General features: G+C 50.2%; 12 protein-coding genes. 2 read left to right on the top strand and 10 right to left on the bottom strand.

What is annotated here, in order from left to right:
* Positions 1 to 23: 23 nt before the first annotated feature.
* The 7 genes from A7975_RS19220 to A7975_RS19190 all read right to left on the bottom strand — a co-directional run bounded on the left by A7975_RS19220 (position 24) and on the right by A7975_RS19190 (position 6,268).
* Complete coding sequence (locus A7975_RS19220) at positions 24 to 716, bottom strand: urease accessory protein UreF (RefSeq protein ID WP_065386153.1); 693 nt, start codon at positions 714 to 716, stop codon at positions 24 to 26.
* A gap of 16 nt (positions 717 to 732) precedes the next feature.
* Entirely contained in the window at positions 733 to 2,448 is a 1,716-nt protein-coding gene (ureC, locus tag A7975_RS19215) for an urease subunit alpha (RefSeq protein WP_053374854.1), read from the bottom strand.
* A complete protein-coding gene (locus tag A7975_RS19210; protein WP_053374853.1) occupies positions 2,445 to 2,813 on the bottom strand; it encodes an urease subunit beta in 369 nt (122 codons plus the stop codon). Before A7975_RS19210 ends, ureC begins: the two co-directional genes overlap by 4 nt.
* A gap of 88 nt (positions 2,814 to 2,901) precedes the next feature.
* Positions 2,902 to 3,207 (bottom strand): urease subunit gamma, encoded by a 306-nt coding sequence (locus tag A7975_RS19205; RefSeq protein ID WP_065386152.1) that lies wholly within the window; start codon positions 3,205 to 3,207, stop codon positions 2,902 to 2,904.
* Between the two features lie 204 nt (positions 3,208 to 3,411).
* Entirely contained in the window at positions 3,412 to 4,380 is a 969-nt protein-coding gene (locus A7975_RS19200; RefSeq protein ID WP_065386151.1) for a D-alanyl-D-alanine carboxypeptidase family protein, read from the bottom strand.
* 96 nt (positions 4,381 to 4,476) lie between these two features.
* Positions 4,477 to 5,307 (bottom strand): sensor histidine kinase, encoded by an 831-nt coding sequence (locus A7975_RS19195; RefSeq protein WP_255314358.1) that lies wholly within the window; start codon positions 5,305 to 5,307, stop codon positions 4,477 to 4,479.
* A gap of 256 nt (positions 5,308 to 5,563) precedes the next feature.
* Positions 5,564 to 6,268 (bottom strand): response regulator transcription factor, encoded by a 705-nt coding sequence (locus tag A7975_RS19190; RefSeq protein WP_065386150.1) that lies wholly within the window; start codon positions 6,266 to 6,268, stop codon positions 5,564 to 5,566.
* Between the two features lie 256 nt (positions 6,269 to 6,524).
* Here A7975_RS19190 and ilvD point away from each other — a divergent pair, with 256 nt between their 5' ends.
* A complete protein-coding gene (gene ilvD / locus A7975_RS19185) occupies positions 6,525 to 8,195 on the top strand; it encodes a dihydroxy-acid dehydratase (RefSeq protein ID WP_483295926.1) in 1,671 nt (556 codons plus the stop codon).
* A 76-nt stretch (positions 8,196 to 8,271) separates the two neighbouring features.
* Here ilvD and A7975_RS19180 read toward each other — a convergent pair whose 3' ends face one another.
* On the bottom strand, positions 8,272 to 9,681 hold the full coding sequence (locus A7975_RS19180; protein ID WP_053374847.1) for a polysaccharide deacetylase family protein: 1,410 nt from the start codon (positions 9,679 to 9,681) through the stop codon (positions 8,272 to 8,274).
* A 167-nt stretch (positions 9,682 to 9,848) separates the two neighbouring features.
* Between A7975_RS19180 and ytvI the strand changes: the two genes are divergently transcribed.
* Entirely contained in the window at positions 9,849 to 11,000 is a 1,152-nt protein-coding gene (ytvI, locus tag A7975_RS19175) for a sporulation integral membrane protein YtvI (RefSeq protein ID WP_053374846.1), read from the top strand.
* A gap of 362 nt (positions 11,001 to 11,362) precedes the next feature.
* Here ytvI and A7975_RS34980 read toward each other — a convergent pair whose 3' ends face one another.
* Both A7975_RS34980 and A7975_RS19165 read right to left on the bottom strand, forming a co-directional pair.
* Positions 11,363 to 13,459: a peptidoglycan D,D-transpeptidase FtsI family protein gene (locus A7975_RS34980; RefSeq protein ID WP_065386149.1), complete on the bottom strand. Its 2,097-nt coding sequence runs from the start codon at positions 13,457 to 13,459 to the stop codon at positions 11,363 to 11,365.
* Positions 13,460 to 13,656: 197 nt separating this feature from the next.
* On the bottom strand, positions 13,657 to 15,873 hold the full coding sequence (locus A7975_RS19165; protein ID WP_231637430.1) for a methyl-accepting chemotaxis protein: 2,217 nt from the start codon (positions 15,871 to 15,873) through the stop codon (positions 13,657 to 13,659).
* Between the last annotated feature and the right edge of the window lie 155 nt (positions 15,874 to 16,028).

Below are 16,028 nucleotides of genomic sequence, written 5' to 3'. Positions count from 1 at the left end.
TGTCATTCCTCCAATTGATATAGTTAAGACATAAATAACCGAGAATATAAACGCTCATGGCGCATCATCGAGAGCTCCGCCATCGGCATATTGGAATAAGCCTCCTCTGGCTCAAGCTCCCTCGTTATCTCCATCGCTTCCTCCGTCAAGGGAGTCAGCCTGGCAATTAAGGATTGCCCCTCCGTCTGTCCCATCGACATAAGGCGAAGCGCGCTATTGACGCAGGTAACGATACAGGTATAAAAATAGCCCTGAATCGCTTGCTCCTCCGAAACGCCAAGCAGCCAGCAGGCATAGCCGTGCGCAAGCGGGTGGGAAGCAAAGCAACGGCCTGCGCGCATCGCCTCGGAAAGCGGCGACCAGTTAAGCTGAGGATGGATAGCCGATGCGAGCTGCAGCAGGCGCCGCCCCATTTTCTCCACGCCGCTGCGGGTTTCCGATGCCGCTCTCTGCAAATGAACGATCCGCTCGACTGACCATAGTCGCTTCCAGTCCGCTTGCGGCGCATCCCGGTAAACCGCCTTGATGATCATCGCATCCGAGGTTGCCCAGCTTTGCAGCAGCATGGCGGATGCATAAGCATAAAGCTGGCTCGTATGATTCATCCTGCCGTCCTGAACAAGCGTCTCAAGGCCAAACGAATGCGAGAAACCGCCGATCGGCAGCGCCGAATCCAGCAGCTGCTGCATCGCCAGCCATCTTACGTGATCCTTCATTATCTTTTGCCCCTCGTTAAAATAAGAAATAACGCTGCGCCATAGGCAGCACTTCAGCCGGCTCGCAGGTCACATGCTCGCCGTCCACCAGCACATGGTAGGTTTCTGCGTCCACCTCGAGCTTAGGCGTTGCATCATTGTGGATCATATCTTTTTTCGTTACCGATCGGCAGCCTTTCACCGGCTCGATTCGTTTCTGAAGCCCCAATTCCTGCGCGATACCGCGGTCGTAGGCAGCCTGAGAGACGAACGTAATCGAGCTGCTGTACACCAGCTTCCCGAAGGAAGCGAACATGGGACGGCCAAATACCGGCTGCGGCGTCGGGATCGAGGCGTTCGGATCGCCCATCTGGGCAAACGCGATGCTGCCCCCTTTCAGGACAAGATCCGGCTTGACGCCAAAAAACATCGGATTCCAAATGACAAGGTCAGCGTACTTGCCCGCTTCCAGCGAGCCAACCAGATGAGATACACCGTGGGTGATAGCCGGATTAATCGTATATTTGGCAATGTAGCGTTTAATGCGGAAATTATCGTGCTGCTCGTTATCCGGCGATAGCGGTCCACGTTGTTTTTTCATTTTGTCTGCGGTTTGCCAAGTCCGAATAATGACCTCGCCAACGCGTCCCATCGCCTGCGAATCGGAGCTGATCATGCTGAACACGCCCATGTCATGCAAAATATCCTCTGCGGCAATCGTCTCCGGCCTAATCCGCGAATCAGCGAACGCGACATCCTCGGGGATGCTGCTGTCGAGGTGATGGCAAACCATCAGCATATCCAAATGCTCCTCGATCGTATTGATCGTGAAAGGCCGCGTCGGATTCGTCGACGACGGAAGCACGTTCAGCTCGCCAGCGGCGATAATAATATCAGGCGCATGGCCGCCTCCCGCACCCTCTGTATGGTAGGTATGAATCGTTCGTCCACCGATAGCTGCGAGGGTATCTTCAACAAAACCCGCTTCGTTTAACGTATCCGAATGAATGGCTACCTGAATGTCATACTGGTCCGCCGCTTGCAAGCAGGCATCGATCGCCGCTGGTGTCGTGCCCCAATCCTCATGCAGCTTCAGCCCGATCGCTCCCGCTTCAATTTGCTCAATGAGCGGAGCGGTAAACGAGGCATTGCCTTTACCCGTGAAACCGATATTCATTGGAAAATGCTCAGCCGCCTCCAGCATGCGCCTCATATGCCAAGCGCCCGGCGTAACGGTCGTAGCGTTTGTTCCCGTTGCCGGGCCGGTGCCGCCGCCAATCATCGTGGTCACGCCAGAGGAGAGCGCCGTCTCGATTTGCTGCGGGCAAATAAAATGAATATGCGAATCGATTGCTCCTGCCGTTACGATCTTGCCTTCTCCGGCGATTACCTCGGTGCTTGCGCCAACGATCATATTCGGATGCACGCCATCCATAATGTCTGGATTGCCCGCCTTCCCGATGCCGACGATATATCCGTCTTTAATGCCGATATCCGCTTTTATAATGCCGGAATGATCAATGATAACTGCGTTGGTGATGAGCGTATCAAGCACGCCTTCATCACGCATGGCACCGCTTGATTGCCCCATGCCATCTCGGATAACCTTGCCTCCGCCGAACTTGCACTCGTCGCCATAAACGGTAAAGTCATGCTCGATCTGTGCCCATAGCTCCGTATCTGCCAGGCGAATCGCGTCTCCGGTCGTAGGTCCGAACATTGCCGCATAGCTTCGTCGATCCATCTTCGTCATCCGCCTTCACCCTCCCAAGCTGCGAGCCGCGCTCGTACGGCTTCGGACATTGCGCCTGCCTCCGCCTTCCCTTGGCTTAGCCCGTTCAAGCCATATGACAGCTTCGCGCCGCCTAGCTCTACAACTGTCACCGGCTTCTCCTCGCCCGGCTCAAAACGTACCGCTGTCCCCGCTGCAATATGAAGCCGCATGCCAAACGCTGCCTCGCGATCAAATTTCAGTGCGCGATTCACTTCAAAAAAATGAAAATGAGAGCCTACCTGCACGGGTCTATCGCCAGTATTGACTACGATTAGCTGCTTCGTCAGGCGCCCGGCATTTAATTCGATTTCCCCTGGGGCCGTGCGGTATTGTCCTGGTATCATCCTGCAAAGCGCTCCTCTCTCTTATGTGGTCGCTCTAACTTGTATGGGAACCTCTATCGATATACTGCGCTCACAGCCGAACCTTTGCTTAACCCGTAATCGGGTAATGAATGGTTACAAGCTTCGTCCCATCGGGGAAAGTAGCTTCTACCTGCACCTCATGGATCATTTCCGGGATGCCGGGCATGACTTGATCCGCCTTCAAAATTTGCGTTCCAAATTCCATTAATTTGGCCACCGTCATCCCATCGCGCGCGCCTTCCATAATTTCAGAGGTGATAAGCGCAATGCTTTCTGGATAGTTAAGCTTCACACCGCGGTTCATCCGGCGCCTTGCCAAATCCGCAGCGATTGTAATAAGCAGCTTTTCTTTCTCACGTTCAGTCAACTGCATTTTTTCACCTCTCTACCCGTAATAATTTCATTATAGACAGCAAATATTAGTAAGTAAATCATTCCGCGTCATATATTGTGACATAAAACAAAAAAATCTAGAAAAATCGCCCAGCGATTGTTCTAGATTTAACATCATTCTTACACTATTAAACAAGTAGGTTTAATCGACTAAATTCGACAATTTTCGTCTTGAGCCCAGCTTTTATCCTACCTGTATGCCCAGCTTGCTTTGGATATGTCCGATCAAGCTCGTCAATCCGTCCGTTTTAAAGCCAAATTGAAACAGCTTGCCTGTTTCGATAAAGCGCTGCTCCGGCGTGTCAGCTCCCATGATGACCGATACAAGGCGCCGCCCATCCTGCTTTGCCGTTCCTGTGAAGCAATAACCAGCCTGCACGGTGTAGCCCGTCTTTAACCCATCATTGCCCGGAAAAGCATACGGCATGCCGCTGAGCATCAAATTCGTCGATTGCAGGCTCTTCGCCCTATTGGCCAGCTTCACGCTGCTGCGGCGCGAAACATCCAGAACCTCCGGATATTTCTTCAACAAATAAGCTGCCAGCATGGCGGTGTCCTTCGCTGTCATCTCCGTATCACCCTCCGCTGACGCTTCCGGGAACGGAAGCAGGTCCTCCGAGCTAAGCCCGGTTGCATTGGCGAAAATAGTTTGGCTGGACAAACCCAGCTTCTCTGCCCGTTTGTTCATTAAGGCGGCGAATGCCGTTTCTTTGCCGCTGACATGCTCCGCAAGCGCAACCGCCGCATCATTAGCGGAGTGAACCGCCATCGCTTCGAACAGCTCTCTAACGCTATAGCTCTCTCCCGCCTCGAAGCCGATTTGCGAGCCCGGCACCTCCGCTGCGTAAGCGCTCGTCTTAACCTTCTCGTTCCAGCCAAGCGCGCCTTCGCTCGTCAGATCCAAAATAATGAGCTCTGTCATCAGCTTGGACATGCTCGCTGGCGGCAGCGCTTCATTTGCATTTTTTTCATACAATACTTCGCCGGTCTGCAAATCCATCAAGATCGCCGAGCTAGCTCCCAGCTGCAGATCCGATACGGCAGGCTTGCCTTTTAATGAAACAAGATACAGGATACATGCGATTAAGCCAGCCGCAATAAGCAATAATTTGATAGCCGGATTAAATTTCCTTCTATATGTTCTCTCCAACATCGTAAACGATCCCCTTCCGCTGTCACTTCCATACGACAAAGTATAGAAGGCGCAGCTTAAGGAGACCGTAACCGAACCATAAGAAAACCTTAATAATTATTTAATTAAAGGCAAGGTTACCCGAAATGCGGTCTGTTCAATGTCGCTAGCTACCGAAATCGTGCCTCCATGCTTTAAAACAATGCTTTTGGCTATCGCTAGACCAAGACCCGAGCCGCCCGACCATTGCGTACGCGATTTGTCCACCCGATAGAACCGGTCAAATATATACGGCATATCGGTCGTCGGAATCGGCTCGCCATAGTTAATGACCTCGACAACTGCAGCTTTTTCCTCCGTATGAACCGTTATCAAAAGCTTTTTGCCTTCTTTCCCGTAGCTCATCGCATTTGCGATCAGATTTTCGAATACGCGCACAAGCTTGGCGGCGTCCCCTTTTACCATAACGGACGTCTCCTTCGCATCCAGCTTGCTTGTCATGCCCGCTTCTTGAAGCGGCAAGTGGAATTGAACGAGCATTTGTCCGAGCATCTCCGTTAAATTGAAGTTTTTCAGCTTGAGCTCCGCCGAGTCATAACGCATTCTCGTATATTCAAACAGATCATTGATTAATACATTGAGCCGTTTTGATTTTTCATAAGCAATCTGCACGTAATGGCGAAGCTCCACTTCATCTCTATACCGATCCTGTTCAATGAGCCCCAAATAACCAAGCACGGAAGTAAGCGGCGTACGAAGGTCATGCGAGACATTCGTTATTAATTCGTTTTTGGTTTGCTCCGCCTTGCGCTCTTCCTCAAGCGCATGATGCAAGCGGTCAACTAAGCTATTCACGTTAGCAGCCATAGGACCAAAGAGACTGCGTCTGCGCACCTCGATTTTGTGATCCAGCCCATACGTTCCGTCTGCTATTTTTCTCACTGTCATATTCAACTCGCTGAGATAATGAAACAAGCTCCACTGTAAAACAGTGAAATAGAAAAAAAACATTAAAATGCTTACTCCCATAGCAATATAAGTTCGATCGAATATAGATAAAACTCTACGCACAATAGAGCCTACTTCGCTTACATTGTCCGTAAGCCACACCCCTACATTAATTAAAAAATACATCGAAATAACCGAAAGCAACACGCTTCCGAATAAATGGAGCAGCGAACGCACAACTAATTTTCTAGCGAGATTATCCTTCAATTTTATAGCCTACCCCCCAAACCGTAACGATCATTTTATCGCCCAGCTCCTTCTCGAGCTTATCTCTGAGCTTGCTGATATGAACCATCACCGTATTATTGGAATCAAAATATTTCTCTTTCCACACCTGCTGAAAAATATCTTCCGCGCTAAACACTCTGCCCGGCTGTCCCGCCAGCAAATGCAAAATGCCAAATTCTGTAGAGGTCAAATGGAGGGGTTTGCCATCAACCTCAGCAGTATGGCTCAGTTTGTCGATGCGAAGCGGTCCGAGCCGCAGCTCCTTATCCGACCGGGAAGCGCCGCCGCCTTCCGGATTGCCGCTGTACTGGTAAGATCGGCGAAGCAAGGAACGAACGCGCGCGATAAGCTCCAGCGGGTTAAACGGCTTGATCATATAGTCGTCAGCGCCGGTCATCAGTCCCATTATCTTGTCCATGTCCTCCGCCTTTGCGCTAAGCATAAGAATGGGGACCGATTGATCGCGCCTTAGGCGCCTTGTCGCCTCAAGACCATCCATTTTCGGCATCATAATATCCAAAATAACCAAATCAAACGGGTTTTTCTCGTACGCTAGCAAAGCCTGCTCGCCATCGTAGGCCTTCTCCGTTACAAAACCTTCGTTTTTCAAATATATTTCAATGAGATCAGCAATTTCCCGCTCGTCATCTACGATTAGTACTCTTCTTTCCATCATCGATCTCCTCCTTGGTATCCATAGGGTCATTTTCATTGTGTCCGTTGAGCCTACTATACATGAATTTCCTTCGACATGTCCCGACGTTTGGCGCAAATTCACAAAGTTTAAGTGTTTCTTTATGTTTTTTTAACGTTTGGCAGATAACCCCTTACCATCTGCCGTTATAGCCAACGCTTGTCCATTGTGATAAAATCGAGAGTATCGATATTTTAATAAGCACATAGGGGGCACTTACATGGCGGCCAAAAGAATGCGTTCTGACATGATCAAAAAAGGTTTCGACCGCGCACCGCACCGGAGCTTGCTTCGCGCCGCAGGCGTAAAAGAGGAAGATTTCGACAAACCATTTATCGCGGTATGTAACTCGTATATTGATATTATTCCTGGACACGTTCATCTTCAGGAGTTCGGCAAGCTCGTTAAGGAAGCGATCCGCGAAGCTGGCGGCGTTCCCTTCGAATTTAACACGATCGGCGTAGATGACGGTATCGCTATGGGTCACATCGGCATGCGTTACTCCCTTGCCAGCCGTGAGATTATTGCGGATTCGATCGAAACAGTCGTTAATGCGCACTGGTTCGACGGCATGGTTTGTATTCCGAACTGTGACAAAATCACGCCGGGCATGATCATGGGCGCGCTTCGCGTCAACATCCCGACTATGCTTGTTAGCGGCGGACCTATGAAAGCTGGTAAAACTTCCGACGGCCGTTCCATCTCGCTCTCGAGCGTATTTGAAGGCGTAGGCGCTCACCAAGCCGGCAAAATCAACGATGATCAGTTGATGGAGCTTGAGCAATTTGGCTGCCCTACTTGCGGCTCATGTTCGGGTATGTTTACAGCTAACTCCATGAACTGCTTGGCTGAAGGCCTTGGACTTGCATTGCCTGGTAACGGCACGATCCTTGCTGTAGCCCCAGAGCGTAAAGAGTTCGTTAAAGAAGCAGCCCGCCAGTTGATGAAAATTATTGAGCTTGGCATCAAGCCACGTGATATCGTTACAAAAGATACGATCGACAATGCTTTCGCGCTTGATATGGCGATGGGCGGATCGACGAATACCGTACTTCACACGCTCGCTATTGCGCATGAAGCTGGAATCGACTATCCAATCGAACGCATCAACGAAGTAGCTGAGCGCGTGCCGCATCTTGCGAAGATCGCTCCGGCATCGGATTATCACATTGAAGATGTTCACAATGCAGGCGGCGTAAGCGCTGTTCTTAACGAGCTGTTCAAGAAGGAAGGCGCTTTGCATGGCGACTGCTTGACAGTTACAGGCAAGACGCTTCGCGAGAACGTAATCGGCTGTGAAATTCAAGATACCGATGTTATTCGCACGATCGACAACCCTCACACAGAGCGTGGCGGCCTTGCGGTATTGTTCGGCAACCTTGCTCCTAACGGCGCAATCATCAAGACTGGTGCAGTCGACAAATCAGTTGGCGGCTATCACAAAGGTCCAGCGATTTGCTTTGATTCACAGGATGATGCGCTTCACGGCATCGCTAACGGCAAAATCAAAGAAGGCCATGTCGTAGTTATCCGTTACGAAGGACCGCGCGGCGGCCCTGGTATGCCGGAAATGCTTGCTCCTACCTCGCAAATCGTAGGTATGGGTCTTGGCGCGAAGGTCGCTCTTGTAACGGACGGACGTTTCTCTGGCGCATCTCGCGGAATAAGCATCGGCCACGCTTCACCAGAAGCTGCTGAAGGCGGACCTATCGCATTCGTACAAGACGGCGATATCATCGAGATCGATATGAACAACCGTACGATGGACCTTCTGATCAGCGACGAAGAATTCGAAAAACGCCGCTCCGAATGGAAAGGCTTCGAGCTTAAGATCAAACGCGGCTATCTCGCCCGTTACGCTCACCTTGTTACTTCCGCCAGCACAGGCGGCGTAATGAAAATGTAATCGTGATTAATAAAAAGTGGAGTGCAAGCTGGAAACAGCCTGCACTCCACTTTTTTATTTTCTACGAAAGTCGTATTCATATAGCTGTTGTTTTCGTACCTAGCTGCGCAGCTTCGTCGGCTGCCGCGCTTATAGTTCTCTCTACAGCATCGCTTATTCGCTCTGCTTCCTCTTGCATCTTGTTCAGTTGAACCGTCGCATGGCGCCTTATAGTGTTGACCGGCATCAGCAGCATCCGCGGCGAGATCGTTTCTCTTCTTTTTTTGCCCTTTGCCGACTGCTTCGTATTATTGGTAAGCACTCGAATCAAAATACGCAAGTATATGCGAGTCGATTTGGCAAAAAAGCCTTCCGGAAGCTGAAAGATTTCAAAACCGAGACGATCAGCCCCGCGATGGATCATCGTGACGCCATAGACCGCTTTAATATCATCCGCATCATGATCGGCAGCGAGCTGATTCGCGAGCAGCGGCAGAGCCTGCTCCACCTCACGAAGCATTCGGATTCCGGTAGCTACCGGCGATTTGGAGGTAGCGGCGATGGAGGACAGCTTTTTGTTGTCGAAATGCAGTTCTGCAATGCGGTCGCCCTTCTCAACTCTTCCGCCTGCCGCCAGCTCGATATCCTCCCCGTGATAGGTCGTCACCCGATAATGGAAAGCTGCGTCCTTGACGTCACCCACCGTTTTGAGGCGGAATATAACGTGAAATGCTCTTTCCCACATCAGCCAAAGCGAGATGAGCGCTCTCTTCCAAATGGAGGGAGCACTTGTCGAACGCGAAACGTCGGACAGCTTCATCATTTCCTCAATGCCTACGAATCGGTAGCCGCGCTTCGTGCCTTCCTCTAAATAAGCTTCTAAGGCGATAAGCATATTTTTGGGCGCATCTTTATCTGCCCCAAACGTCATGCCGCAATCATGCAGAAGCATGACTTCACCCGGTCTAAGCTTCTTTAGCATCCGCTTCTTCAGCCGGTCAGGGCCAAGCCGAATGCGCCAGTCACCGAACATCGCCGACCATAAAATAATTTGTAAATAACCTAAGTTCGCATAATCAAATACGTTTACGATTCCCCAAGGCGGCCGATAATAAGCCGAACGCACACCCGTTGCATTCTCAATGATGTCAATCGTACGCTCGATTTGGCGTTTGACCGTTCTAGGACGCATCAACCAATTCGATTTATGAACATAATTATGAATGCCCAGGACATGGCCCTCATCACTCATCCGCCGCAGCAGCGCTTCTTGTCCCTCAGCATGCGAGCCAACGACAAAAAAGGTCGCTTTGGCATCGTAACGGGCGAGAAGATCGAGCAGCATCGGCGTATAAACCGGATCAGGCCCATCATCAAACGTCAGGGAAATTTCCTTTTCTACCCGGCCCTTCTTAAAAACACGAAAGCCAAATGTACGGCTAATAAGACCTGGAAGAAACGCATAGAAGGTTGCGACGTATAATCCCCATAACAGCAAATTTTCCATTTTGTTTTCCCCACCGTTATATGATTTAGTCGACGAATGGATAGCGGTACAAAACAACAACAGTAGCTTTAATTGTAGCATAACGCAATAAAAAATAGGCATCTTTTTAAAAACTATAGTACAATCTTTATGGAAATATGATTATGGAAAAAGAAGGAGTACCAACCATGCTGCCCTTTTACAAAAAGTACTGGCGAACCGCTTTCGACATCGCACTTATTGCTTTAACCGTGTATTTAATAATGTATTCCTTTAGCTACTTGTACCGCATCGCAACTCCTATATTTTTTTCATTTCTCATTTTTTTATGTATCGAGCCGCTGGCAAGGCGGTTGAACAAGCTAGGCATGAAAAAATCAATCGCATCAGGCATATCGATCTTGGTGTTTACCCTTGTCATATTGGGCGCTTTCTCAGGTGCCGCTTATTTGATAACGAAGCAAGGCCAGGAGCTGTATGCGAACTTTCCGAAATATCAAGAAATTCTCGCGGTCCAAATTGCGAACATAACGGAAGAGGCACAGAAACGTCTCGGCACGATGCCGGATGATCTAGATTTGGTGGAACGCTCCAAAGATTTAATCAATGGCGCTTCATCCACTTTTGCGAAATTCGGACAATCCATCTTTAAAAACCTAATCAACTACGTCTCCTCCATCTCCACCTTTGTTTTTAATTTTGTGGTCGGTATTATATTAGCTTATTTCTTAAGCATCGAAATTACGACATGGAAGCAGACTGCCGAGAACAAAACGCCTAACACGTTTAAGACCGCCTTTTTCTTCCTTCGCAACAACGTATTCAAGGGCATTGCGCTTTACATTAAAGCGCAGGCAAAAATGATCAGCATCACCTTTATCGTCATCTTGATCGCGCTTATTTGCCTCCGGGTAGAAAATGCGTTCGTCATAGCCGTCGTCTCTGCGATCTTCGACATTTTGCCGCTGCTTGGCGTTGGGACGATTTTTATACCATGGATTATTTATTTGATCATCGTAGGCAAAATTTCATTAGCGATCTGGTTATCCGCGCTATTTCTTGCAGTCGTGCTTACCCGTCAAATTCTTGAGCCAAAAATTACGGGCGACTCACTTGGCGTATCCGCCTTTACGATGCTTGCCTTCATGATCATTTCGTTATCGCTGTTCGGCGTTGCCGGCGTCATCCTGTCGCCAATTCTTATGATCCTAATCAAAGCGCTGTACGATCAAGGTTATTTCCACCGCTGGATTCACGCGCCGCTAGGCGAATTCGACACCCCCGTGACCGGGCCGTATGTGGATAGCTTGAAGCGTGATGAGGAGAAGGGGAAAGAGTAAGGCTGAGGAAAAGTAAGTGAAGGACAATGTGAGAAAAGCAGTAGGTTTAAAAGCCAAACCCCTTCAGCGCGAATGTTCGCTGAAGGGGCTTGGCTTTTTTTTGTTGCGATTGATTGCAGCGAACGACGGCGACTAACTGCTGGAGGTGCTGCATCAAAACTGCGCTGCGCTGTAGAAAATGAAGCAGAATCGGCTGATTCATCCCTTCTGAGATGGGATTGGTTAATTTCTATTGCATAACTGCAATCGAATCAGCAAAAAGCGCTCCCGTGTCTGGTTCACGTTGTATAAACCGCAACCTAGCCGAAAAACCGATGTTAATGCGGCTCGACATCGCAAGGAAGCTAGGACGGCGTACCGAATTAGCTTCCTTCTTGGCTGGAAATACGGGCGGCGATATCCATGACGCCGCGAAAAAGCTTTGTCGCCTGGTGGGAGCTGCCAGGCGGTTTGTTCTCGACGAGCACGGCTATGGCGTAGCGAGGCTTTTTGACCGGGCCGTAGCCTGCAAACCACTGGTGGTTGCGGGCGATTCCGGCCCGCGTCGTTTCGGCGGTGCCTGATTTCCCGGCTACCGCCCACAGCCCTTGGCGGATCGACCGACCGGTTCCATGGTCGACGACCGCCTCCATGCCGCGCCGCAGCGCATGAGCAGTGGCCGGCTTGATCCGGCCGCTAATGGCTTGCGCACGCTGCGCGGGCAGCTTCACCATCCGCTGGCCGTTGGCATAGCGGATTTCACTGACCAGGCGCGGCTCCATCACGCGCCCATCATTAAGCAGCGTTACAATCAGATTTGCCGCCTGAAGCGGCGTCATCCTGACATCACGCTGCCCAATCCCGCTCTGCGCGAGCACGCCACCATCGACAGCTGCAAGCATCGCAGCTCGATCCAGCGCCTTCTGCGCCGCAGCCTGCTTCCCGCTTCGCTTCTCGCTCTTCTCTAAGTTACCGCTTTGCTCGCTTTTTACGTCATTTCCATCGTTGCCGTTTCCGCTTTGCTCGCTTTTCTTTCCGCTCCCCTTGGCCTCTCCATTCCCACTGTCCCCAACATTCCCGCCACTACGGTCGTTCCCTTCACCCCCACTCTTCAAACCCTCTTGTAACTCCCCTGCACTTCCTACACCTCCCGCACTCCCCCCACTGCTCCCCACAGCCGCAAACAGCTGTCCGCCCTCTTCTTCCTCCAGCAGCCGCAGCGGGCCTCCGAACGGACCAAAGGCATGGTCTCGATGCCAGCCTGCTTGCCTGCCCACTCCTAGGGCATCAGCCACTTGTTGGAGCTCAGACGCTTTAAGCCGCTCGGCAATGGTCGCGAAAGCGATATTGCATGATTGGGCTAAGCCTTCTTGGAGGGTCAGACGGCCGTGGCCGCCTTCCTTCCAGCAGGACAAGCCGTATTTGCCGTATTCGCCATTGCAAGTAAACGTTTCATGCTGCGATGCCACGCCTGTCTCCAAAGCCGCTGCCTCCGTAACCAGCTTGAACACGGAGCCGGGAGCAACGGCCTTGAGCGCGTGATTAGACCACTCGGAGCCATCGGAGCTTTGGAACTGCCCTGGCTTTAGCTGCGGGCGCGACACCATGGCGACGATGTCCGCATTGTTCGCATCGAGCACCACGATTGCCCCTTCCTTCATCCCCTGTTTATCCACGTATTCCTCTATCTCATTTTGCAGCTTCAAATCGATAGTCGTCATCGCCTTCAGCGGATAATAAGGGTTGCCAGGCTGCGTAATCCGCATATCAAGCCCATGCATCGGAGCGTTTTGACCGTCTATGAAATAAGATACGGACGTCGCACCCACGCCATGCAGCAGCTTGTCCAGCGACTTCTCCAGCCCAGAGCCGCCAACCTGCTCCGCCAGCTTTCTTTTGCCGCTCGCGAGCTCATCCGCATGCTCAGCCTGCAGCCACTCTGGATGCTGGCTCGTAAAGCCAATCAGATGCTTGGCATCAAACTGCGGCAAATAGCGGTTGCGATAGGGAAGGACGCGGATTCCGTTCAGCTTAAGCTCTTTAATCCGTTTGGCTTGAGCTTCCGTTAGGCGCAGAGGATGCCGCTGCCCTTCAGCCTCCCAAAATACAGGCTCTCGCACGGCATCCCATCTTTGCTGCAGCTGTTCCACATTTACGCCTAACAGCCCGCTAAGCTCCCTTACGTCCTTCATTTCCCCGCGTGTATCTTTCCTTACGGGAAATAAAGCGACAGTCGAATACGTTTCGCCTGTAATAGGCACGCCATGACGATCGTAAAAATCGCCTCGTCCCGTATCAAGCACCAAATTACGCTGACGCTGCAATACAGACAGCCTCTGCCAGCCTCCTCGACTAGCCTGCGGCGAAAGTACAGCCGCCGAAGAGCTTCCCGGCATGAGCTGCAGCCACGCAAGCCGCCCAATATAGATAAACATGATGAAGCTGATGATACATGCAGCTACCCCTATGCGTTTAAACATCTCGACTCACCACCACGATGCCAGATCTCCTTTTGCTTGCCGCCTCCGCTCAGCGGCTGCCGCTTGCCATATTCAATCATTATTTCCTTTATCCGCATCACTCCAAACATCGCTCTTTATTTCCGCATAAAAAAAAGAGCCGTTCAGCAATCAATGCCTGAACAGCTCTACTTCCATTCCATATTGCCGTAGCGCCTCTATTCAATCTTAAACTGGGCAAGCGAATCCTTCAGCTCGCGGGATACCGTATCCAGCTTCTCGGATAGGCGAACCATGCCGTCGCTGATGCTGAGCTGCTCCGTGCTGAGTGAAGCTACTTCCTCGGAAGTTGCGGACGACTCTTCCGCTACCGCGCTTACGTTCGTCATCGCTTCCGCGAGTACCGCTTGCGATTCATCCAACTGACCGATCGAATCGGTAACTAGCTCCAGCCTCTGCGTCAGCTGCCCCATTTGACCCGATACCGTCAAGAAAATTTGGTTAGCTTCTTTTACCGAGCCAATTTGCTCTTGGAACAACGGATAAGCGTCCGACAGAACATGTACAGTCTCGTCAATCTCGCCTCTGATTTTCTCGGTAATTTGTCCGACTACATCTATGGACTGACGGGATTGATCGGCAAGCTTGCGGATTTCATCGGCTACGACCATAAAGCCTTTGCCAGCAGCTCCTGCACGAGCCGCCTCAATCGTTGCATTCAGCGACAAAATATTCGTTTGCTTCGTTAAGTTGTTGAGCACGTCCAAAATTTTAACGATCGAGCCCGTGCTTTCCTTCAGCGCATCAACTTTCTCAACCATGGAACGCGTCATTTCTTCCGTCATGCCCGTTTTCTGGATAAGCACGCCCATATATGCCGTTCCTTGCTCGCTCGCCTTCTCTACCTCTTGTGCGGAGCGGACCATCTGCTCATTGGCATCTATTACCTTCTTCATTTGGACGTCAATGTGTCCGGTCAAATCCGTGCCTCTCTCGGCTTCCACCGCAAGGCTTGTAGCACCGCCCGCGATTTCCTCTGTAGCGACGGCAATTTCCTTAGCGGAAATAGCCGTTTTTCTGGAAGCGTCGCTAAGCTCGGTTGCTGTCAATAATACATCCTCAGCTGACCTTGTCGTTTGAACGGCCAATGCTGTAATTTGCGTCATCATTAGGTTGAAGCTCTTGCTCAGTTCACCGATTTCATCCTGGCGATTGTTCATCTCGGAGCGTACGGTCAGGTTGCCGCTTGCGCCCTCAGTCATCAAATTACGAAGCTTCACGAGTGGTTTCGCAATCGTCATAATGACGAGAATACCGATTGCTATTGCGATTAGCGCAGCGACGAATACAGTAATCCAAGTCATGTTTTGAATCGCTTTCGCATCCTTCACGAGCTCTTTAACCGGAACGGTACCTACTAGTTTCCAGTCCATCGCCTCAAAGGTTTTGTAAGCGGCGAGCACATCTTCTCCGTTGATTGTTTTCATTTTCACGGAGTCCTCTTGCGACTTGTCCCCTTCTTTCGGAAGAGTGATGCTGGCCATCTTGCCTATCATAGACTCATCAGGATTTGTAATATAGTTGCTGCCAGCATCTAAGATCGCAAGCTGGCTGTCTTTGCCAAGGCTAACATCTTTGAAACGATCCGCAATGGAGGAAACCGGTATTTCCATCAGCAATACATACGAGGCTTCGCTAGTCGTCGTATCTTTTATGAGACGGCTTAGTCCGATAGTCGGTACGCCGGATGCATTAGCCAGACCTTCCGGCTGTGGCGGAATCCAGCTCGCTTTACCCGCATTTTTGAGAGTATCCATGTACCAAGCGGTTTTCATCAATCGCTCCGCGCTGTTGTTGGTTGCCGAACCAGCCGTTATAACATCCAGCTTCGGGTTTACCGGCAATAACATCATGGAAACGATCGTGCTGTTGCCCATTAAATAATTTTGCATTTTGTCGCCTAAATTGCGCGACGCCTCAAACTTTGCGTATTCTTCCTGACTCTCGGTCATTTTCCTAACAATGGCATGAAAGTCCTTATCGATCAAAATTTGCAGCGAAAGATCCTCGTATGTACGATAAATAACGTCCAGGTTATTAGCCACCTGCTTGATTGTTTCAAAGCTTGCATCCGAAACCTTGCTTTCAACTATCGACTTCGATTTGGAATATGCCATTAGACCTACAGTCATTACGCAAGCAATGATGCTGCAAAAAATAATTAAAAATAACTTTGTACCTACCGATTTTACCGGATTCGACAGTTTTGTACCCTTTATCGAGGTTGTTGCCGACTTCGCAGCTTGAGATATTGCCTTTATTCCTGATTGCGCTTTCAAATTTTTATCTGTTTTCGTGCCATTTGAATCGAGTGGTTCTGCTTTGTTCTTTTTCTTCATGAGCTTCTTCTCTTTCTGTTCTTCCGCATTTTTCATTAGGAAAGACACCGCCTTATAATTAAGAGTCTAAAATAGTAAAATAGTTCATTTGTTGCTAGCGAATCTTGCCGGAATATGTATTTACAATATATTATTTTATATCGACAGCATCTTGTCAATTTATAATAATAAACCAAAAAAAAGAATCTTAT

Origin of the sequence: Bacillus sp. FJAT-26390 (assembly GCF_001682865.1) — a bacterium.
GTDB lineage: Bacteria > Bacillota > Bacilli > Paenibacillales > Paenibacillaceae > Pristimantibacillus.
Note: the sequence above shows the minus strand (reverse complement) of the source record. Positions and strands in the feature narration are given on the sequence as shown.

Bases quoted from the DNA above. Each gene is read 5' to 3' on its own strand.
- A7975_RS19220 (WP_065386153.1), bottom strand. From the start codon at position 716: ATGAAGGATCACGTAAGATGGCTGGCGATGCAGCAGCTGCTGGATTCG.
- ureC (WP_053374854.1), bottom strand. From the start codon at position 2,448: ATGACGAAGATGGATCGACGAAGCTATGCGGCAATGTTCGGACCTACG.
- A7975_RS19210 (WP_053374853.1), bottom strand. From the start codon at position 2,813: ATGATACCAGGACAATACCGCACGGCCCCAGGGGAAATCGAATTAAAT.
- A7975_RS19205 (WP_065386152.1), bottom strand. From the start codon at position 3,207: ATGCAGTTGACTGAACGTGAGAAAGAAAAGCTGCTTATTACAATCGCT.
- A7975_RS19200 (WP_065386151.1), bottom strand. From the start codon at position 4,380: ATGTTGGAGAGAACATATAGAAGGAAATTTAATCCGGCTATCAAATTA.
- A7975_RS19195 (WP_255314358.1), bottom strand. From the start codon at position 5,307: ATGACAGTGAGAAAAATAGCAGACGGAACGTATGGGCTGGATCACAAA.
- A7975_RS19190 (WP_065386150.1), bottom strand. From the start codon at position 6,268: ATGGAAAGAAGAGTACTAATCGTAGATGACGAGCGGGAAATTGCTGAT.
- ilvD (WP_483295926.1), top strand. From the start codon at position 6,525: ATGCGTTCTGACATGATCAAAAAAGGTTTCGACCGCGCACCGCACCGG.
- A7975_RS19180 (WP_053374847.1), bottom strand. From the start codon at position 9,681: ATGGAAAATTTGCTGTTATGGGGATTATACGTCGCAACCTTCTATGCG.
- ytvI (WP_053374846.1), top strand. From the start codon at position 9,849: ATGCTGCCCTTTTACAAAAAGTACTGGCGAACCGCTTTCGACATCGCA.
- A7975_RS34980 (WP_065386149.1), bottom strand. From the start codon at position 13,459: ATGTTTAAACGCATAGGGGTAGCTGCATGTATCATCAGCTTCATCATG.
- A7975_RS19165 (WP_231637430.1), bottom strand. From the start codon at position 15,873: ATGAAAAATGCGGAAGAACAGAAAGAGAAGAAGCTCATGAAGAAAAAG.